This is a genomic window from Nocardia vaccinii NBRC 15922 (assembly GCF_001613305.1).
GTDB classification, from domain to species: Bacteria; Actinomycetota; Actinomycetes; order Mycobacteriales; family Mycobacteriaceae; genus Nocardia; species Nocardia vaccinii.
This window is the reverse complement of record NZ_BDCC01000020.1, coordinates 42903-61962: the sequence shown is the minus strand read 5'-3', so window position 1 is coordinate 61962 and position 19060 is coordinate 42903. Positions and strand designations below refer to the sequence as shown.

The following is a 19060-nucleotide window of genomic DNA, read 5'->3' as shown; positions in this document are numbered from 1 at the left end:
CGCACGGTTCGGTCAGGCGAGCGCGCGCATCCAGCCGTGGATATCGGCGAAGGTGCCGCGCTGAATGCCGGTGAGCGTGTCACGCAGCGCCATGGTGACCTCGCCGGGCTTGCCGTCGGCGATGGCGAACTCACCGTCGGCCGAACGGACGGAGGCGACGGGGATGACCACGGCCGCGGTTCCGCAGCCGAAAACCTCGGTGATCTCCCCGGATTCGGCGCCCTTGCGCCATTCCTCGACCGAGACCCGACGCTGTTCCACTTCGTATCCGGCGTCCGCGGCCAGGGTCAGCAGCGAGTCGCGGGTGATACCCGGCAGCAGCGAACCGGACAGTTCCGGCGTCACCAGCCGTGCCTGCGAGCCCGCGCCGAACACGAAGAACAGGTTGTTGGTGCCCATCTCCTCGACATAGCGGTGATCGCATGCGTCGAGCCACACCACCTGGTCACAGCCCTGCTCACTGGCCTGCCTCTGCGCCAGCAGGGAGGCCGCGTAGTTACCCGCCACCTTCGCCTCGCCCGTACCGCCGGGAGCGGCACGCACGTACTCGGTGGACAGCCACACCCGCACCGGCTCGAGGCCGCGCGGGAAGTACGCACCAGCGGGCGATCCCAGCAGCAGGTACTTGTAGGCCCCGGCGGGCTTGACGCCCAGCCCCGACTCGGTCGCGAACAGGAACGGCCGCAGGTACAGCGAATCCTCGCCACCGACGGCGGGCACCCATTCCGCATCGACTTCGAGCAGTTGCCGCACCGATTCTATGAACAGCTCCTCGGGCAGTTCCGCCATCGCCATGCGCCGCGCCGACCGTTGGAAGCGTGCGGCATTCGCATCGATGCGGAACGTCGCGATGCTGCCGTCGCTCTGCCGATATGCCTTGAGGCCCTCGAAGATCGCCTGCCCGTAGTGGAACACCATCGTCGCCGGGTCCATCGACAGCGGCGCGTACGGCTCGACCCGCGCGTCGGTCCACTGACCGTCGGCGTAATCGATCGAGACCATGTGGTCGGTGAAGTAGCGCCCGAATCCCGGTGCCGCCAAGATCTCCTGCCGTCGCTGCGCCGAGGTGGGCGCGGGATGCGGAATACGGGTGAACTGTGCGGCAGCGGTCATGGTTCGATCCTAGCGGCAATGGCGTCCGCATCTTTCCGGCCCATCATGCTGTGACCTGGCCAGCTTCACGCCTACGGGAGCGGTTGGGCACGCTGCCCAATTCGTCGCGTTCCCGTAGCTCGGTGGTTGGGCACTGAGCCCGACTCGGATAAACCGAAGTCACTCGAGCCTCGGCATCTCTACCGAGCTATCGAGACGACCGCGCCTGGGCGGTGAACCGGTCGGCTCACTCCCGTCGATGCTCTCGGGCTGCGCGCCGACGGTTGCTCATCGCGCATATTCTTTCGACCACATCAGCTCTGGTCAGGATGTATGCGCGGTAACGAAGGGCGGGCGGACGACTTTCACGCGCAGCCGCCGGCCGCGGACGTCGACCTCGACCTCGTCGCCGGGCTCGGGGGCGGCTGCGGTATCGAGCAGGGCCAGGGCGATGCCGATCTTGAGGGTGGGCGAGAAGGTGCCGGAGGTGGTTTCGCCGATCACCTCGTCACCGCGCAACACCGACTGCCCCTGCCGCAAGACGCCTCGATCGAGAGCCTGGAGCCCCAACAGGATTCGGCGCGGCCCGGACGACTTCTCCTGTTCCAGAGCGGATTTGCCCCAGAATTCCGGCTTCTTCCAGCCCACGGCCCATCCGGCGCGCGCCTGCACCGGCGAAATGTCCAGTGCCAGTTCGTGTCCGTGCAGGGGATAACCCATCTCGGTGCGCAGGGTGTCGCGGGCGCCCAGGCCCGCGGGCTCTCCTCCGGCCGCGCGCACCTGCGTTACGAGTTCGCGGAACAGCGCCTCGGCGTCGTCCCAGCGCGGCAGCAACTCGTATCCGTGCTCGCCGGTGTAGCCGGTGCGGCAGACCCGGACCGGGCGGCCGCCCCATTCGGCATCGGCGTAGGCCATGTACTCCATCTCGGCCGGAAGGCCGAGCTCGGTCAGAACGCGCGCCGATTCGGGCCCTTGAACCGCGAATACGGCATAGCCGCGATGTTCCTCGGTGACGGTGACGCCCTCGGGCGCGGCCTCGCGGAGGGCTGCGACCACCGCGGCGGTGTTGGCCGCGTTGGGTACCAGGAAGATCTCGTCGTCGGCGACGTAATAGGCGATCAGATCGTCGATCACCCCGCCCTCGGCCGTACAGCACAGCGTGTACTGCGCCTTACCTGGCCGGATCCGCCGCAGATCGTTGGTCAACGCCGAATTCACGAACTCCGCCGCACCCGGCCCCGATACGGTGGCCTTGCCGAGGTGGCTCACATCGAATACCCCGACGGTGGTGCGGACCGCCGTGTGCTCGGCCACCGTCCCGGCATAGGACACCGGCATCTCCCAGCCGCCGAAGGGCGCGAAGTTCGCGCCCAGTTCGACGTGTACGTCGTGGATCGGCCCTCGCAGCAGGTTCGCCTCGTTCACCGGGCCAACCCTAGCCGCCGAATCTCCCTTCGTGTGCACCTGCCGAACAGCCGCACCCTCTTCCTGGATACGCACCCCTTACCGCACCTATTTCGGGTGCAGATCCACGCAGGGGGTGCGCCTGCGCTCCACCGCCATGACAGGGCGTCGACGGCCAGTAGCCTGTTCCGCATGACAGCTGTTGCAGATCGTTCGCTCGGACCGGATGTGGATCTGGTCGATTCCCTCAGCCCCGGTACCGATGTGCTGGTTCTCGGAGTAATCGGCGGCGAGGACGGTCCGGCTCTCGCAGGGAGCGACGACGAGGTCGTCATCCGCGCGGTCGGGGCCGAGGCACTCGCCGCGGTGCTGGAGAGCCTGCGCGCGGTCGGCGCGAAGGGCTCGGCCGAGGAGCTCACCCGCATCCCCGCGCCGGCAGGTCTGACCGGCGTCACGAGCGTCCTCGCGGTCGGCCTCGGCGCACCGGACGGCATCGACGCCGAGCAGGTGCGTCGTTCCGCGGGCGCCGCGGCCCGCGCGCTGACCGGCGTGGGCCGGGCGGTCACGACCCTGTCCCGCTCGGTGCCCGGTCCCGGCCCGGCCGCCGAAGGATTCTTCCTCGGCGCGTACTCCTTCACCGCGTTCCGGTCCGAGAAGTCCGCACCCAAGCCGGAGGAAGGGCCCCTCGCGCGGGTCGACCTGCTGGTATCCGATCCCGCCGACACGGCGGCGGTCCGGCACGCGGTCCAGGTCGCCGAGGCGGTCGCCCTGGCCCGCGATTTCGTCAACACCCCGCCCAGCCACCTCTATCCCGCCGAATTCGCCGAACGCGCGAAGGCCCTCGCCGAACAGGCCGGTCTACAGGTCGAGATCCTCGACGAAAAGGCCCTCGCCGCACAGGGTTACGGCGGCATCATCGGCGTCGGCCAGGGCTCTTCGCGCCCGCCGCGGCTGATCCGGCTCATCTACGCGGGCGGCGCGAAGAAGATCGCACTGGTCGGCAAGGGCGTCACGTTCGACACCGGTGGCATCTCGATCAAACCCGCCTCCAACATGGAGAACATGACCTCCGATATGGGTGGCGCCGCAGCCGTCATCGCGGCCACGATCGCGGCCGCCAAGCTGGAGCTGCCCGTCACTGTGACGGCCACGGTCCCCATGGCGGAGAACATGCCCTCGGCCACCGCACAGCGCCCGGGCGATGTGCTCACCCAGTACGGCGGCACCACGGTCGAAGTGATCAACACCGACGCCGAGGGGCGGCTCATTCTCGCCGATGCGATCGTGCGGGCCTGCGAGGACGAGCCCGAATACCTGATGGATGTGGCCACGTTGACGGGCGCGCAACTCGTCGCGCTGGGCAGCCGCACCCCGGGCGTCATGGGCACCGAGGCGTTCCGCGACCGGGTCGCGCAGCTGTCGCAGGCGACCGGTGAGAACGGCTGGGCCATGCCCCTCCCCGCCGAGCTGCGCGCGGATCTCAACTCCAAGATCGCCGATTTGGCCAACGTCTCGCCGCATCGCTTCGGCGGCATGCTGGTGGCGGGGCTGTACTTGAAGGAGTTCGTCGCCGAGGGCGTGCAGTGGGCCCACCTCGACGTCGCAGGTCCCGCCTACAACACCGGCGGGGCCTTCGGATATATCCCCAAGGGCGGCACCGGCGTTCCGGTCCGCACGCTCATCGCCGTACTCGGCGATATCGCGGCGGAGTAGCGCGATGACGGACGGTTCGCGCGCAGGCACGGCGTCGCGAGCCGTCCGTGCGGGAGTGATCCGCTGTTCCCGGCGGCCGGGCCGCGGCGGGTCAATCCTCGATTCCGCGCAGTTCCCGCTCGGCGGCTCGCTTGCGTTCGATACGGCGACGCGCGTCGAAGTCGCGCATGCGCTGGGGGTAGCCCGTCCGCCGCACGTCGTACACCGGAATGCCGAGGCGGCCGGACAAGCGCTGCGCGCCTCGCTCGCCCACGGTCCGACGGGTCCATTCACCATCGTGCGCCACGAGCACGACGGTGACATCGGTCACCGTCGTCTTCGGCTCCACGTATGCCTCGACGCCGACGTGGGAACGCACCCACTCGTCCAGATACCGGGCATCGGTCGCGGCTCCCCCGCCACTCGATGTCCGGACACGATCCACCGACTGGCGGAAACGATCCAGCAAACCCATCCCCCGCCGACCTCCAGTTCGAGATATCGGGTTCGAACAGACCCGATTCATCGATAGTGCCAGCCGTCGCGACGACGTGCCGGAAGCGCCGGGCGGCATGGCGCAACCACCGGACACGAGCCGCCCTGTGGTACACGGCGCGACGGCGAGTGCAAGGATGGACAGTCGGAACAAGAACCCCCACACGGATCTCCGGTGCCACACAGAATGTTCGGTGGCGGTCGGCGGCCCGTGCGGCCAGGGCGCGGAGGCGGAGTTCCCATCACCGCCGAGGGCCCGGCGCACCTGCCGAATAGACTCGGACATCCGCCGCGACCCGCGGTGGGCGCCCGCCGAGAGACAACTGTTGTAGACCCGTCGAGCAGTTATAGGAGTCAACGGACATGGCCTTCTCCGTCCAGATGCCGGCCCTTGGTGAGAGTGTCACCGAGGGAACCGTGACCAGGTGGCTGAAGCAGGAAGGAGACACGGTCGAGGTCGACGAGCCACTGCTCGAGGTATCCACCGACAAGGTCGACACCGAGATCCCCTCGCCCGCCGCCGGTGTGCTCACCAAGATCGTGGCCAAGGAAGACGACGTCGTCGAGGTCGGCGGCGAGCTGGGCGTGATCGGCGCCGCCAATGAGGCGCCCGCCGCAGCTCCGGCCCCCGCGCCCGCCCCGACCGAATCCGCTCCGGCCCCGCAGCCCGCGGCGCCCGCACCGCAGCCCGCAGCCCCCGCCCCCGCTCCGGCGGCCGCCGCTCCGGCCCCGGCCGCGTCCGGCACCCCGGTCAAGATGCCCGAGCTGGGCGAGTCCGTCACCGAGGGAACCGTCACCCGCTGGCTCAAGCAGGTCGGCGATTCGGTCGAGGTCGACGAGCCGCTGCTCGAGGTATCCACCGACAAGGTCGACACCGAGATCCCCTCGCCCGTCGCGGGCACCCTGCTGGAGATCAACGCCAACGAGGACGACGTGATCGCCGTCGGCGGCCAGCTCGGCGTGATCGGCAGCGGCGCCCCCGCCGCGACTCCCGCGCCGACCCCGGCACCGGCCCCCGCACCTGCTCCGGCCCCGGCGCCCGCCCCGGCCCCGGCCGCCGCAGCTCCGGCACCCGCCCCGGCCCCGGCCCCGCAGCCCGCCGCACCGGCACCGGCCCCCGTCGCCACAGCTCCCGCGCCCGCCGCGGCACCGGCCCACGCCGCCCCTTCCTCCGGTAACGGCGATGCCCCCTACGTGACCCCGCTGGTTCGCAAGCTCGCCGCGGAGAACAACGTCGACCTGGCTTCCGTCAAGGGGTCGGGTGTCGGCGGACGGATCCGCAAGCAGGACGTCCTCGCCGCCGCCGAGGCCACCAAGGCGCCCGAGCCCGCGCCCGCGGCAGCTCCCGCAGCCGCCCCGGCAGCAGCTGCGAGCACGGCGCCCGCCGGAGTCCGCCCGCAGTTGCAGGCGCTGCGCGGCACCACGCAGAAGGCCAGCCGCATCCGGCAGATCACCGCGACCAAGACCCGTGAATCGCTGCAGGCCACCGCGCAGCTGACCCAGACCCACGAGGCCGACGTCACCAAGATCGCGGCACTGCGGGCCAAGGCCAAGACCGCTTTCGCCAACCGCGAGGGCGTGAACCTGACCTTCCTGCCGTTCTTCGCGAAAGCGGCCGTGGAGGCGCTGGGCGTACACCCCAATATCAACGCCTCCTACAACGAGGACACCAAGGAGATCACCTACCACTCGTCGGTGCACCTGGGCATCGCGGTGGATACCGAACAGGGTCTGCTGTCCCCGGTCATCCACAACGCCAGCGACCTGTCGCTGGCCGGCCTGGCCCGCGCGATCGCCGATATCGCCAACCGTGCCCGCAGCGGCGGCCTCAAGCCGGACGAACTGGCCGGTGGCACCTTCACCATCACCAACATCGGCAGCCAGGGCGCATTGTTCGACACCCCGATTCTGGTCCCGCCGCAGTCGGCGATGCTGGGTACCGGCGCGATCGTCAAGCGCCCCATCGTGATCGCCGACAACGGCAACGAGTTCATCGGCATCCGCTCGATGTGCTACCTGCCGCTGACCTACGATCACCGGCTCATCGACGGCGCCGATGCCGGACGTTTCCTCACCACCATCCGGCATCGGCTGGAAGAGGCCGCGTTCGAGGCGGATCTCGGTCTGTAACCAGAAAATTCGGTAACACCGCATGAGGGTTGTGATCGCCGGTTCGTCCGGTTCGATCGGAACGGCACTGGTGGCGGCGCTGCGCCGGGACGGGCACGAGGTGGTCCGGCTGGTGCGGCGGCCCGCCGCCGCCCGCGACGAGTTCAGCTGGGATCCGATTCGCGCTCAGGTGCCCGAGCGCGCCCTGCGGGGGTCGGACGCGGCGATCAACCTGTGCGGCGCCGGGGTCGGCAGCAGACGCTGGAACGGCAGCTACAAACAGGAGTTACGGGACAGCCGGATCACCCCGACCGACGTACTGGCCACCGCGGTCGCTGCCGCCGGGGTGCCGCTGCTGATCAATGCCAGCGGGGTGCACTACTACGGCGGCGCGACCGGTGACCGGGTCGTCACCGAAACCTCCCCCGCGGGAACGGGTTTCCTGGGCAGGCTGTGCCGCGACTGGGAGGCCGCGACCAAACCCGCCGACGACGCGGGCGTACGCGTGGTGCACATCCGCAGCGCGCTGGTGCTGTCTCGGCACGGCGGACTATTGAAACTGCTCGAACCGCTGTACTCGCTCGGTCTGGGCGGACGCCTGGGCAACGGCCGCCAGTACGTCCCGTGGATCTCCCTCGCCGACGAGATCGGCGCGATCACCTTCGCATTGACCAACGACACGCTGCGCGGCCCGGTCAACATGGCCGGACCCGCGCCGGTCACCAACGCCGAATTCAGCCGCGCCCTGGCTCGCGCCCTGCATCGTCCCGCCCCGATGGTGGTGCCCTCCATGGCGTTGCGCCTGCTGATCGGTGAATTCGCCGAGGAGGCGATCCTGCACGGCCCCAGGGCCATTCCCACCGCCCTGGAGGAAGCGGGCTATCCTTTTCGGCATCACACGATCGGCCAGGCCCTGGCCTCCGTCTTCGAGGCCTGACCGCCGCCGAATCGCGGCACGCAACGGAACCGGGCTGGGCGAATATCACAATCGCGACCACTCGGCCGCGGACTTGTCGCCGGTTACCGTGACCTGGTGACCGATAGCCGCCCGCCCGAACCGCTGATCCGCGATGCGCGTGAGACGGATCTGCCTGCGATCCTGGCGATCCACAACACCGCGATCGCGGAGACGACCGCGATCTGGGACACCGCACCCGTCGACCTGTCCGAGCGGCTGGCCTGGTGGCGGGCGCGCACTGCGGGCGGATTCCCGGTGCTGGTCGCCGAAATCGACGGCGCGGTGGCCGGATACGCGAGTTACGGGCAGTGGCGGCCCAAGTCGGGATACCGCTTCACCGTGGAGAATTCGGTGTACGTGGCCGACCGGTTCCATCGTCGCGGAATCGCCACCGCACTGCTGACCGAACTGCTGGCGCGAGCCGAACGCGCCGGGACCGTGCACGCGGTGATCGCCGCGATCGAATCCTCCAATACGACCTCGATCACACTGCACGAGAAGTTCGGATTCCGCACGGTCGGGGTACTACCGGAAGTAGGACATAAATTCGGCGGATGGATGGACCTGACATTGATGCAGCTCACATTGGGTACCGCGGAAGTCGCGGACGCGGATCACGATAGCGTAGCGTCCCCACGATGACCGAGCCCGCCAGCGCAGCCTTACGGGGCGAGCATGTGAACACCCCGGACCCGCTCGATGACGGCGTGACCGAGACCTCCGCGCTTCCGGTGATCCCACCGGCCCGCCGAAGCACCGATTCCGCCCGCATGGACGACTCACCGATCGAGATCGACTATCTGGGTGTGGTCGACTACGACCACGCCCGGGACGTGCAGCGCGGTATCGCGGCAGAACGGGCCGCGGGTCGGGGCAGCGATCACCTGCTGCTACTGGAGCATCCGCCGGTCTACACCGCGGGCCGCCGCACCGAACCGCAGGACATGCCGACCGATGGCAGTCCGGTGCTGCCCACCGACCGCGGCGGCAAGATCACCTGGCATGGGCCGGGCCAGCTGGTCGGCTATCCGATCGTGCGCCTGGCCGAACCGGTCGACGTGATCGACTACGTGCGCCGCCTCGAAGAGGCGCTCATCGCGGTCTGTACCGACCTGGGCCTGGCCTGCGGCCGGGTTCGCGGACGCTCCGGTGTCTGGGTTCCGGCGAACGCTTGGCAACCCGCACGCAAGGTTGCTGCGATCGGCGTGCGCGTCGAACGCGGTGTCGCCCTGCACGGCATCTCGCTCAACTGCGATTCGTCCCTGGACGCCTACGACGTGATCGTGCCCTGCGGTATCCGCGACGCGGGAGTGACGACCCTCAGCCGCGAATTGGACGCCCACATCACGGTGGTCGAGGTGCTTCCGTCGGTGGCCGATTCGATCGCGCGCGCCCTCGACGGCCGGTTGCCGATCTCCGATCATGATATTGCGCATGTCACACCCGCCGGAGCGGCGCCGTGCGCCTGATCGCGCGGGCGTAGCATCGGTCGAGTGACCTCCGTCGACACCCCGACATCGACCGATCCGACCGGCACCACCCCGTCCGGCTCGGAGCCCACCGCGACCCCCGCTCCCGCGCCGGGTGTGCCATTGGCCAACGGCCGCAAGCTGCTTCGCATCGAGGCACGTAACGCCGAGACACCGATCGAGCGCAAACCCGCGTGGATTCGCACCCGCGCGACCATGGGCCCGGAATACTCCGAGCTCAAGGGCCTGGTGAAACGTGAAGGGCTGCACACGGTCTGCGAGGAGGCGGGCTGCCCGAACATCTTCGAATGCTGGGAGGACCGCGAGGCCACCTTCCTGATCGGTGGTGAGCAGTGCACCCGCCGCTGCGATTTCTGCCAGATCGATACCGGCAAGCCCGCCGCGCTGGATCGCGACGAACCGCGCCGGGTGGCCGAGAGTGTGCAGGCGATGGGCCTGCGGTATTCGACGGTGACCGGTGTCGCTCGCGACGATCTGGATGACGGCGGCGCCTGGCTATACGCGGAGACGGTGCGCGCGATCAAGCGACTCAACCCGAATACCGGTGTGGAGCTGCTGATTCCGGATTTCAACGCCGATCCCGATCAGCTGGCCGAAGTGTTCGCCTCTCGCCCCGAGGTGCTGGCGCACAATCTGGAAACGGTGCCGCGCATCTTCAAGCGGATCCGCCCCGCGTTCCGCTACGAGCGTTCGCTGGCGGTGCTGACCGCGGCCCGTGAGGCCGGTCTGGTGACCAAGTCCAATCTGATCCTGGGCATGGGCGAAACGCCCGAGGAGGTCACCCAGGCGATGCGCGATCTGCACGAGGCCGGGTGCGACATCCTGACCATCACCCAGTACTTGCGTCCCTCGCCGCGGCATCATCCGGTGGATCGCTGGGTCAGGCCCGAGGAGTTCGTGGAGCACTCCCGCGTCGCCGAAGAGATCGGTTTCGCCGGCGTGATGGCGGGCCCCCTGGTCCGCTCCTCCTACCGCGCCGGCCGGTTGTACGCGCAGGCCATGGCCCACCACGGCCGCGAGATCGCTCCGGAGATGGCGCATCTGGCCGCCGAAGGCTCCGCCTCCCAGGAGGCAACCTCCGTCTTGGCCCGCTTCGGCTCCTAGCCAGCCTTCCCTCCGTTGACCGCGTCCGATAGGTGGAAGCGCCCTCGCACCGGTAGATCGCCGCGTCCACGCGCTACCTCGAAACCGGCACGGCGACGGATTACGCGAGAGGCGTCACGATACCGGTACGAGGTCGCATATCTTCCATGGCGTGGCAGATGTGTCGAATTCCGCGCGCGCCTTTCTTGTCAGAGGCTGTTCGGAACCCTCGGACCGCTCTGCTTGTACGGTGACGACGGCCGTGGCACGCTTATCGGAAGATTCTCGGATCTGCTCGACGGCGGCGACGCGGACCTTTCCGTATTGCCCGGCGTACGCTCCCCCTGCGTAACGTTCTCCTGATTCGGTCATAGCAGCCAGCTGATCGTGGAGTTTTCCGCAGGTGAGATTCATCATCTCGGCGTACGTAGTACCGGGATCAGCCGTTATTACGGCTTCGAGAGCCGAGGTGTAGTCCGCATGATGCGCGGCAGTGCTGGTGACACTTGCTGCGCTTTGCTGCGAATCAGGCTGCGTTCCCCCGGAGCAGCTACTCAGCGAAACCATTGCCAGGCAGGCCACCGAGATAACGACCGCGAAGATCGGTGAAGACCCGCGTCGTTGTCGGCCGCGGATTCCGACCGGCTCTACGGCATTTTCACAGCTCATTTCGAGCCTCCGCTTCTGCAACCCGGCGAGGAAGCTCATCGTCGAGCCGACCCAGCAGCCATATGATGCGATCGGGATCACCGGTATGCAGGGAGTACGGGACTCCGTATATATCAGCCAGGAGATACCAGCCGGCCGCATCTGCCGCACTACGCCACGGTGACTGCTTGTCCGGACTGCTGGTGTCCTTCACGATCCCGAACGTCAACGACGATTCGCCTGTCTGGTAAACGAAGTACATCCACGAGTCGGCGGTCCAGGCCGCAACCGGCTCTATCGTTACCTCGCGGAGTGGATCGGACGCATCCGCAAGGCGGACCAATTCCGAAATCACCTGTTTTGCAAAGTCGGAACCGCTTGATGCACCCATGGATCTCGCATTCTCAGTTGATCGGTACGTTGGTGTTCACCCAGTTCGGACAGAGGGTACCGGTTCCCCATTGATTCAGGGTGATACCAGACCCACCCTTTTCACAGTACATCGTGATCAGCCCGAGCGGGTGACCATCAGGCTTCTCGTCCTCGACATCGACAACGGCGCGAATCCAAACGGATTCACCGGTATTCCGGCAGGAAGTGGGAATCCCCAAGAATGATCCGCAGCGCCAACGCTGAATCTGAGTGCGGTATATACGCCTCATCTGCCCGGACTCCGGATCGATCTGATACGTCGGAGGGGTGTGCCGAATTACGTCGTCGAATACGTTCGGATTCGTAATGCCATGCTTATGGAACATCTTGTCGAACCCGAAGCCGGTGTTCGTCGCCGGATCGTAGTATCCGCGCCGAAGCGGAATCTCATCACCCAGCGTATCGGGCGGTTTCATGAGAATCTCGTTCAACGGATAGCCGGAGTCGATGAGATGCGGTGCGGGAATGATGATCGGTGCCGGTGCACCGCCTTCCGCGGAGCCGCCCGACGAGCAGGGGGCGTTGGCCCGATGTCCGGGCAAGGCGGGCGGGATTTACCCGGGCACCGGGATGATCGCCTTACACGGATCGAGGACAGGGGGCGAAGACGGCGGTGTCAGCGCCGCGGCCGGCGGCGATGCCTGGGTTGCCGGCAGTGGGGTGGCAGGGACAGCCGACTGTGGAGTCTGCGGCGACGACGGCGGAGGAGCCCCGGGCGGAAGTCCCGGGACGGTGGGTTCCTCGATTTCCGGGAAATTTCCCCAGCACGGCCAGCCGGGGTGCATCTGCTGCCACTGGTCACACGGAATGTATGGGTTGATCGGTCTGGCATCGGCAGTTCCGCGAGTCACTGCCACCAGGCCGGCGGCGACAACCATCACCGCGGCGACGAAACCGATTCCGAGACGTTGCCGTGCGAACCGTGGCGGCATCCAATTCGGAGCCATCGGTCATCTCACAGGTAGATCGGGTCGCCGTAGACGGCCAGCGAGTTGTCCGCGGTCGGAGTGGTGATTTTGACCTGGGCGTAGGACCGCAGACTGACGGGGCCCAGGCAGCCATCGATCTTGATATGCACCTGGTCGGCGGTGATCGAACCGTGGCGCCCGGTCAAAGCTTTTGTTCCGAAAGGGATGTCGGTGATCGTGCCGGGCTTGATATATACCGTCGGCGACAGCATCGCGCTACCGCCGATGCTGGAGAAGACGCCGATGCTCACGGTCGGCCCGATAGCCAGTCCGATGGCCGCACCGCTGGTGACATCCGCTTGGCAACCGATCTGGTAGCCGAGGGAGATGCTGCCGGAATTCACCGGGGCGGAGCCGCTACCGCTTACGTCAGCGGCCGCTTTGAGCGTGACGAATCCTTCACGGGTGAATAATGTGGCGGCGAGATTCGGGTATCTGTCGAGATTTTCGTCGGTCTTCGTTATTCGAATGTGCCAGCCGTCGTCCGTAGTGATCTCCCGAGACTTGTCGGCCAGTGGGTCTGCGGCAGCGGTGCCGTCGGCCACAACAGCCATCAGAACGACTGCCAGCACACCGGCAAGTCCTGTGATCACACCCCGAATATGCATCTGTTCACCCAACGCCCAGATATGGACCAGCAACTTCGACAGGTCGAATGTGCCTGCACCACAGGCGAATCCCCCCACCAAGACTGATCTTCGGTGACCCGACTCCAGCACGGCACCAGTGCTCGAGTCGATGAACCGATGAGCCATTCCGCACAGTGGCGAGTCGACGCCCGGGCCGGCAATATTCCGGAAGTCGTTGGGGTGCAGCGGAACTACGCAGAATACCCAACGTGCGGGCGGGGAGAAGCCGGCGCCGCTGATATATGGCGCAGGCGGTGACCAGACGGGGGTGATCGGCGCATGACCGCCATCGGTTCCGCCGGAGAATTGTCCGACCGCCCCGGTAGCGCGGTTCGGGAGGCGAGGCTGTCGGTCCGGTGGGACGAACGCACTGGACCACGTGCCCGAAAACCAGCGACTCCGGCCGCAGCGTACATCGCGCAGGAAATGGTGCGAGAACTCGATTGATCTGTCGAATGGGTGACACATCGTGGTTCCCGGTGGGAAGCTCAAATCAACCACACGTGTCGACTCCGGGAGCACAGATGGTCGAGAGAGCGAGCACAACCGCCGGGTCCAATGGCAAAGCGGTCACCGCCGACCGGCCCGAGGACATTCGCAATGTGGTGCTGGTCGGGCATCCGGGTTCCGGGAAGACGACGCTGGTGGAGGCGCTCGCAGTCGCCACCGGCGCGCTCACCCGGGCGGGTCGGGTCGAGGACGGCACCTGTGTCTCGGACTATGACGACATCGAACAACGCCAGCACCGGTCGGTGCAGCTGTCGGTGGTGCCGGTCGCCTGGGACGGGATCAAGGTGAACCTGGTGGACACACCGGGATATGCCGATTTCGTCGGCGAGTTGAGGGCCGGTCTGCGCGCAGCGGACGCGGCCCTTTTCATAGTCTCGGCCGCCGCGGGAGCCGAGGGCGTCGGCGGGCAGACCTTGGCACTGTGGGAGGAGTGCGCGGCCGTCGGCATGCCTCGCGCCCTGGTGATCACCCATCTGGATGCCGCCCGCGCCGATTTCGACGACATGACGCGCACCTGCCGCGAAATGCTCGGCGGCGGTGTGACCGAAAGCGTTCTGCCCCTGCATCTTCCGGTATACGGGAAGGCCGGAGCGGACGGGCACCGCCCGGTGACCGGCCTGATCGATCTGCTCACCCAGCGGGTCTTCGACTATTCCGCGGGCGAGCACACCCGCGCCGAGGCCACCCCGGAGCAGGCGGCGTTGATCGAACAGGCGCGCGGGCAACTCATCGAGGGGATCATCGCCGAGAGCGAGGACGAGACCCTGATGAACCGCTACCTGGAGGGTGAGGAGATCGATCTCGACACCCTCGTCCCCGATCTGGAGCGAGCGGTGGCGCGCGGCACCTTCCATCCGATCCTGATCGCCGCGCCGCCACCCGAGGGGGCGCGCGAGGGACTGGGCATGGTCGAGGTGCTCGATCTGATCACCCGCGGATTCCCGACGCCCGCGGAACATCCGGTGGCGGCGGCATGTCCGGGCAACGGTTCCGCACCCACGCCGCTGTCCTGCGATCCCACCGCGCCACTGGCCGCGGAGGTGATCCGCACGACCTCCGATCCGTACGTCGGCAGGCTCTCGCTGGTGCGAGTGTTCGCGGGCACGCTGCGCCCGGACGAGACGGTGCACGTCTGGGGCCACACCCCCGGCGGGCACGGCGAGCCCGAACCCGATCACGATGCGGACGAGCGGGTCGGCGCGATCTCGGCCCCGTTCGGCAAGCAGCAGCGCCCGGTCGGGGAGGCGGTGGCCGGCGATATCGCCTGCGTCACCAAACTCGGGCATGCCGAGACCGGAGATACGCTGTCGCAGAAGGATTCTCCGCTGCTGATCGAGCCGTGGCCGATGCCCGAGCCGCTGCTGCCGGTCGCGGTGCGGGCGCACAGCAAGGCCGACGAGGACAAACTCTCGCAGGGGCTGGCCCGGCTCGTGGCCGAGGATCCGGCGATCCACCTGGAACAGAACGGCCACACCCACCAGCTGGTGCTGTGGTGTCTCGGCGAGGCGCACCGCGACGTCGCGCTGGAGCGGCTGCGGTCGCGATTCGGGGTGCAGGTGGATCTCATTGATCACCAGGTGGCGCTGCGGGAGACGTTCGCCTCCAGCGCACCCGGGCGCGGGCGGCACGTCAAACAGTCCGGCGGACACGGCCAGTACGCGATCTGTGAGATCGAGGTGGATCCGCTGCCGGAGGGTTCGGGAATCGAGTTCGTCGACAAGGTCGTGGGCGGAGTGGTTCCGCGACAGTTCATTCCGTCGGTGGAGAAGGGAGTCCGGGCGCAAGCGGCACGCGGTGTGACGACCGGTTATCCGCTGGTGGATGTGCGGGTGACGTTGTTCGACGGTAAGGCGCATTCGGTCGACTCCTCCGATGCGGCCTTCCAGACCGCCGGCGCGCTGGCCCTGCGCGAAGCCGCGGCCGCCGCCCGGCTGGATCTGCTCGAACCGATCGCCGAGGTGAGCGTCACGGTTCCGGACGAGCATGTCGGCACGGTCCTGAGCGATCTGTCCAGCCGCCGCGGCCGCGTGCTGGGTACCGAACCGACGTCCGGTGCGCGCACGGTGATCCGCGCCGAGGTTCCCGAACTCGAACTCGACCGGTACGCCATCGATCTGCGCTCCCTCGCGCACGGCGCGGCGCAGTTCACTCGCGGCTACGCCCGGCACGAGGCGATGCCCCATCAGCTGGCGGACTCGATCCGCACGCAGGCGCACGTCTCGGCGTGAGCACCGGGTGAACCGGGCCGCACCGATGCACTCCCGCCCGCGCCCCGCTCACCGGTGCGTCATCGCCGATCACCGCACACTATTCTGAGAACCATGGCAGCAGGCAAGGGCGGCGCCAAGCCGTCGAAGGAAGCGAAGGCCGCGGAGAAGGCGGCGCGCAAGCAGGCGTCCAAGGAGCGACGCAAGCAGCTCTGGCAGGTGTTCCAGATGCAGCGCAAGGAAGACAAGCTGCTGCTGCCCCTGATGATCGGCGCCTTCGTCGGCATCACCGTGATCCTGCTGGTCATCGGCCTGCTCGTGCACATGCAGTGGTATCTGTTGCCGATCGGCCTCGTGCTGGGCGGTCTGGTGGCGTTCATCATCTTCGGCCGCCGCGCCCAGAAGAACGCGTACGCCCGGATGGACGATCAACCCGGTGCGGCGTGGTGGGTGCTGGACAACCTGCAGGGTAAGTGGCGGCCCACCCAGGCCGTCGCCGCCACCGCGCAGCTCGACGCGGTGCACCGGGTGATCGGCCTGCCCGGCGTCATCCTGGTCGCCGAGGGCTCCCCGCATCGGATCAAATCGCTGCTCGCCCAGGAGAAGAAGAAGACCGCCCGCCTGGTCGGCGACACCCCGATCTACGACGTCGTCATCGGTAACGAGGAGGGCCAGGTCCCGCTCAAGAACCTGCAGCGCTACCTCACCAAACTCCCCCGCAACATCGACCCCAAGCGCATGGACCTGATCGAGGGCCGTCTGTCGGCCCTGGCCACCCGCGGCGGCCCGGCCCTGCCCAAGGGCCCGCTGCCCGGCGGCGCGAAGATGCGCGGCGTCCAGCGCACCGTCCGCCGCCGCAGCTGAGTCGTCCGTCGGGGCGCTCAGTCGCTCAACGGGAAGTCGCTCAACGGGAACGCGCCAGACCCGTTCCGGTGGCGCGGTCGTGCATGCCGCGGCCGTCCGAGTCGGCGAAGAGCGCCGGAACCACGAAGATGAGCAGCACCTGACGGACCAGGGCGCGCACGAAGCCGACGGCGGCATCGAAACCGGGCGGCTTGGTTTCGCCGCGAGAGTCGGCGCCCTTCTTGCCCTGCTCCGCGAGCGCCTCGATGACGTCGACGCGCACCACCCGCATCCGCAGGAAGTACTGCCCCGGGGTGAAGCCGAACAGCGTCACCGTGGCGACGCCGAGGACGAACCACACCAGGAAGGTCGGCGTGGACAGGGCGCTGGTGACGGCCTCGAAGTTCGTCGGCGGCTGCTGGCCGGCAGCGACATGTGCGCGGGCGATGATGCGCGCGGGATCGGGCCGGACGATCAGCGCCGCGATACCGGTGGCGATGATCCAGTCGACGAACATGCCCACGATGCGTCGCGACATCGGCGCCAGCGAGCCCACACCGGATTTCGGCAGTCCCAGCAGCTTGCCCGGATATTCGTCCGGCAGCGGCCGCCCGGAGTCCGCCGCGTGGGGCCCCGAAAGCCAGGAACCGGTGATACGTGCCATGTATTCAGCGTAGCCACGGCCCCGCCCGCGGTACCGGCGGCCCGGACCTGCCGCTACCGCCGGTACCACGCGGAGTTTGCCGGAAATCCCCTCGCCGGACACAATATTTTCCCGCCGAGAGATCGGCCACATTTTTCCGCAACCGGTACACCCGCACCCCAGCCCGCGATGGCAGGATATTCCTGCTGGTCGCGCACAGCCGTGCGATATCCGTACCACCCGGTATGCCGGGGAGGCGCGCAGGCCGCCCAGCAGTACGTGTAACACTGGCGAAACACAGCCTTGATTGTCGGGAAACACCGCATCCATACCGTCAAGCAGCGATACCCAGCAATCGGTACGGGCTGGGAACCGATCCGTAAGGAGTACAAGTGGCGTTCAGCACGGCCGACGAGGTCATCAGTTACATCAAGGAGCAGGAGCTCGAATACGTCGATATTCGGTTCACCGACCTCCCGGGTGTGCAGCAGCACTTCTCGATCCCGGCGAAGGCGTTCACGGCCGATCTGGCCGAGGAGGGGCTGGCGTTCGACGGCTCCTCGGTGCGTGGTTTCCAGTCGATCGACGAGTCGGACATGCTGCTCCTGCCCGACTTCAGCACCGCCCGGATCGACCCGTTCCGCGCCGCCAAGACGCTGAACATGAACTTCTTCGTGCACGACCCGTTCACCCGCGAGGCCTACAGCCGCGACCCGCGCAACATCGCCCGCAAGGCGGAGGAGTACCTGCGCTCGACCGGCATCGCGGACACCGCGTTCTTCGGCCCCGAGGCGGAGTTCTACGTCTTCGACTCGATCCGCTACGACTCGGCCATGAACGGCGCCTTCTACGAGATCGACTCGGTCTCGGGCTCCTGGAACACCGGCGCTGAGTTCAACCCGGACGGCACCCCCAACCGGGGCTACAAGGTCCGCAACAAGGGCGGTTACTTCCCCGTCGCCCCGTACGACCACTACGTCGACCTGCGCGACAAGATCTCGACCAACCTGCAGAACGCCGGTTTCGAACTGGAGCGCGGCCACCACGAGGTCGGGACCGCCGGCCAGGCCGAGATCAACTACAAGTTCAACACCCTGCTCGCCGCGGCCGACGATCTGCAGCTGTTCAAGTACATCGTCAAGAACACCGCGTGGCAGGAGGGCAAGACCGTCACCTTCATGCCCAAGCCGCTGTTCGGCGACAACGGCTCGGGTATGCACGTGCACCAGTCGCTGTGGAAGGACGGCAAGCCGCTGTTCCACGACGAGGCCGGCTACGGGGGTCTGTCCGACCTGGCCCGCCACTACATCGGCGGAATCCTGTACCACGCGCCGTCGCTGCTGGCGTTCACCAACCCGACGGTGAACTCCTACCACCGCCTGGTCCCGGGCTTCGAGGCCCCGATCAACCTGGTGTACTCGCAGCGCAACCGCTCTGCCGCCGTGCGCATCCCGGTCACCGGCAACAACCCCAAGGCCAAGCGCCTCGAGTTCCGCGCCCCGGACTCGTCGGGCAACCCGTACCTGGCCTTCGCCGCCATGATGATGGCCGGCCTGGACGGCATCAAGCGCAAGCTCGAGCCCGCCGCCCCGGTCGACAAGGACCTCTACGAGCTCCCGCCGGAGGAGGCCAAGAACATCGCGCAGGCCCCCACCAGCCTGGCGTCGGTCATCGACAAGCTCGAGGCCGACCACGAGTACCTCACGGAGGGCAACGTCTTCACCGAGGACCTCATCGAGACCTGGATCGACATCAAGCGCACCCAGGAGATCGCCCCGATCAACCTGCGCCCGCACCCCTACGAGTTCGAGCTGTACTACGACGTGTAAGCCTTTGTGTGGCTGACCTGCGGGTTCG

The 19060-nt window shown here is 67.5% G+C and carries 17 protein-coding genes; 9 read left to right on the top strand and 8 right to left on the bottom strand.

Annotated elements, in window-relative coordinates:
* Positions 1-12: 12 nt before the first annotated feature.
* Entirely contained in the window at positions 13-1113 is a 1101-nt protein-coding gene (locus NV1_RS16315) for a branched-chain amino acid aminotransferase (protein WP_067892076.1), read from the bottom strand.
* Positions 1114-1416: 303 nt separating this feature from the next.
* Positions 1417-2517, bottom strand: a complete 1101-nt coding sequence (gene gcvT / locus NV1_RS16310; RefSeq protein ID WP_067892074.1) for a glycine cleavage system aminomethyltransferase GcvT — start codon at positions 2515-2517, stop codon at positions 1417-1419.
* A 171-nt stretch (positions 2518-2688) separates the two neighbouring features.
* On the opposite strand from gcvT, the gene NV1_RS16305 reads away from it, so the two are divergent.
* Positions 2689-4209, top strand: a complete 1521-nt coding sequence (locus tag NV1_RS16305) for a leucyl aminopeptidase (protein WP_067892073.1) — start codon at positions 2689-2691, stop codon at positions 4207-4209.
* A 91-nt stretch (positions 4210-4300) separates the two neighbouring features.
* Here the strand turns inward: NV1_RS16305 and NV1_RS16300 are convergent, their stop codons facing one another.
* Positions 4301-4663 (bottom strand): oxidoreductase, encoded by a 363-nt coding sequence (locus tag NV1_RS16300; RefSeq protein ID WP_067892070.1) that lies wholly within the window; start codon positions 4661-4663, stop codon positions 4301-4303.
* A 383-nt stretch (positions 4664-5046) separates the two neighbouring features.
* Here NV1_RS16300 and sucB point away from each other — a divergent pair, with 383 nt between their 5' ends.
* The 5 genes from sucB to lipA all read left to right on the top strand — a co-directional run bounded on the left by sucB (position 5047) and on the right by lipA (position 10344).
* The gene (sucB, locus tag NV1_RS16295) at positions 5047-6813 is read left to right on the top strand and encodes a 2-oxoglutarate dehydrogenase, E2 component, dihydrolipoamide succinyltransferase (protein WP_067892068.1); all 1767 of its coding nucleotides are present in this window, start codon (positions 5047-5049) and stop codon (positions 6811-6813) included.
* Between the two features lie 22 nt (positions 6814-6835).
* Positions 6836-7729: a TIGR01777 family oxidoreductase gene (locus tag NV1_RS16290; protein ID WP_067892066.1), complete on the top strand. Its 894-nt coding sequence runs from the start codon at positions 6836-6838 to the stop codon at positions 7727-7729.
* 96 nt (positions 7730-7825) lie between these two features.
* A complete protein-coding gene (locus tag NV1_RS16285; RefSeq protein ID WP_245713750.1) occupies positions 7826-8392 on the top strand; it encodes a GNAT family N-acetyltransferase in 567 nt (188 codons plus the stop codon).
* Positions 8389-9219 (top strand): lipoyl(octanoyl) transferase LipB, encoded by an 831-nt coding sequence (gene lipB, locus NV1_RS16280; RefSeq protein ID WP_084525436.1) that lies wholly within the window; start codon positions 8389-8391, stop codon positions 9217-9219. Before NV1_RS16285 ends, lipB begins: the two co-directional genes overlap by 4 nt.
* A 117-nt stretch (positions 9220-9336) precedes the next feature.
* Positions 9337-10344 carry a lipoyl synthase gene (gene lipA / locus NV1_RS16275; protein WP_067892228.1) on the top strand — a complete coding sequence of 336 codons (1008 nt, stop codon included), beginning with the start codon at positions 9337-9339 and terminating at the stop codon, positions 10342-10344.
* Positions 10345-10458: 114 nt separating this feature from the next.
* On the opposite strand, the gene NV1_RS43570 is transcribed toward lipA, so the two are convergent.
* The 4 genes from NV1_RS43570 to NV1_RS16255 form a co-directional block, all read right to left on the bottom strand.
* Positions 10459-11031: a hypothetical protein gene (locus NV1_RS43570; protein WP_157117029.1), complete on the bottom strand. Its 573-nt coding sequence runs from the start codon at positions 11029-11031 to the stop codon at positions 10459-10461.
* Positions 10982-11362, bottom strand: coding sequence for a hypothetical protein (locus NV1_RS16270; protein WP_157117027.1), 381 nt, complete (start codon positions 11360-11362; stop codon positions 10982-10984). Before NV1_RS16270 ends, NV1_RS43570 begins: the two co-directional genes overlap by 50 nt.
* Positions 11363-11375: 13 nt before the next feature.
* Positions 11376-11945 (bottom strand): hypothetical protein, encoded by a 570-nt coding sequence (locus tag NV1_RS16265; protein WP_067892061.1) that lies wholly within the window; start codon positions 11943-11945, stop codon positions 11376-11378.
* A 413-nt stretch (positions 11946-12358) separates the two neighbouring features.
* Positions 12359-13057 carry an MspA family porin gene (locus NV1_RS16255; RefSeq protein ID WP_245713749.1) on the bottom strand — a complete coding sequence of 233 codons (699 nt, stop codon included), beginning with the start codon at positions 13055-13057 and terminating at the stop codon, positions 12359-12361.
* A 467-nt stretch (positions 13058-13524) separates the two neighbouring features.
* On the opposite strand from NV1_RS16255, the gene NV1_RS16250 reads away from it, so the two are divergent.
* A complete protein-coding gene (locus NV1_RS16250; RefSeq protein WP_067892057.1) occupies positions 13525-15738 on the top strand; it encodes an elongation factor G-like protein EF-G2 in 2214 nt (737 codons plus the stop codon).
* A 93-nt stretch (positions 15739-15831) separates the two neighbouring features.
* Positions 15832-16581, top strand: coding sequence for a DUF4191 domain-containing protein (locus NV1_RS16245; protein ID WP_067892055.1), 750 nt, complete (start codon positions 15832-15834; stop codon positions 16579-16581).
* 40 nt (positions 16582-16621) lie between these two features.
* Here NV1_RS16245 and NV1_RS16240 read toward each other — a convergent pair whose 3' ends face one another.
* On the bottom strand, positions 16622-17224 hold the full coding sequence (locus tag NV1_RS16240; RefSeq protein WP_067892224.1) for an RDD family protein: 603 nt from the start codon (positions 17222-17224) through the stop codon (positions 16622-16624).
* Between the two features lie 371 nt (positions 17225-17595).
* On the opposite strand from NV1_RS16240, the gene glnA reads away from it, so the two are divergent.
* Entirely contained in the window at positions 17596-19032 is a 1437-nt protein-coding gene (gene glnA, locus NV1_RS16235) for a type I glutamate--ammonia ligase (protein WP_067892053.1), read from the top strand.
* Positions 19033-19060 lie beyond the last annotated feature (28 nt).

Bases quoted from the DNA above. Each gene is read 5' to 3' on its own strand.
- NV1_RS16315 (WP_067892076.1), bottom strand. From the start codon at position 1,113: ATGACCGCTGCCGCACAGTTCACCCGTATTCCGCATCCCGCGCCCACC.
- NV1_RS16300 (WP_067892070.1), bottom strand. From the start codon at position 4,663: ATGGGTTTGCTGGATCGTTTCCGCCAGTCGGTGGATCGTGTCCGGACA.
- NV1_RS16305 (WP_067892073.1), top strand. From the start codon at position 2,689: ATGACAGCTGTTGCAGATCGTTCGCTCGGACCGGATGTGGATCTGGTC.
- lipB (WP_084525436.1), top strand. From the start codon at position 8,389: ATGACCGAGCCCGCCAGCGCAGCCTTACGGGGCGAGCATGTGAACACC.
- sucB (WP_067892068.1), top strand. From the start codon at position 5,047: ATGGCCTTCTCCGTCCAGATGCCGGCCCTTGGTGAGAGTGTCACCGAG.
- NV1_RS16250 (WP_067892057.1), top strand. From the start codon at position 13,525: ATGGTCGAGAGAGCGAGCACAACCGCCGGGTCCAATGGCAAAGCGGTC.
- NV1_RS16270 (WP_157117027.1), bottom strand. From the start codon at position 11,362: ATGGGTGCATCAAGCGGTTCCGACTTTGCAAAACAGGTGATTTCGGAA.
- NV1_RS43570 (WP_157117029.1), bottom strand. From the start codon at position 11,031: ATGAGCTTCCTCGCCGGGTTGCAGAAGCGGAGGCTCGAAATGAGCTGT.
- NV1_RS16245 (WP_067892055.1), top strand. From the start codon at position 15,832: ATGGCAGCAGGCAAGGGCGGCGCCAAGCCGTCGAAGGAAGCGAAGGCC.
- NV1_RS16240 (WP_067892224.1), bottom strand. From the start codon at position 17,224: ATGGCACGTATCACCGGTTCCTGGCTTTCGGGGCCCCACGCGGCGGAC.
- NV1_RS16290 (WP_067892066.1), top strand. From the start codon at position 6,836: ATGAGGGTTGTGATCGCCGGTTCGTCCGGTTCGATCGGAACGGCACTG.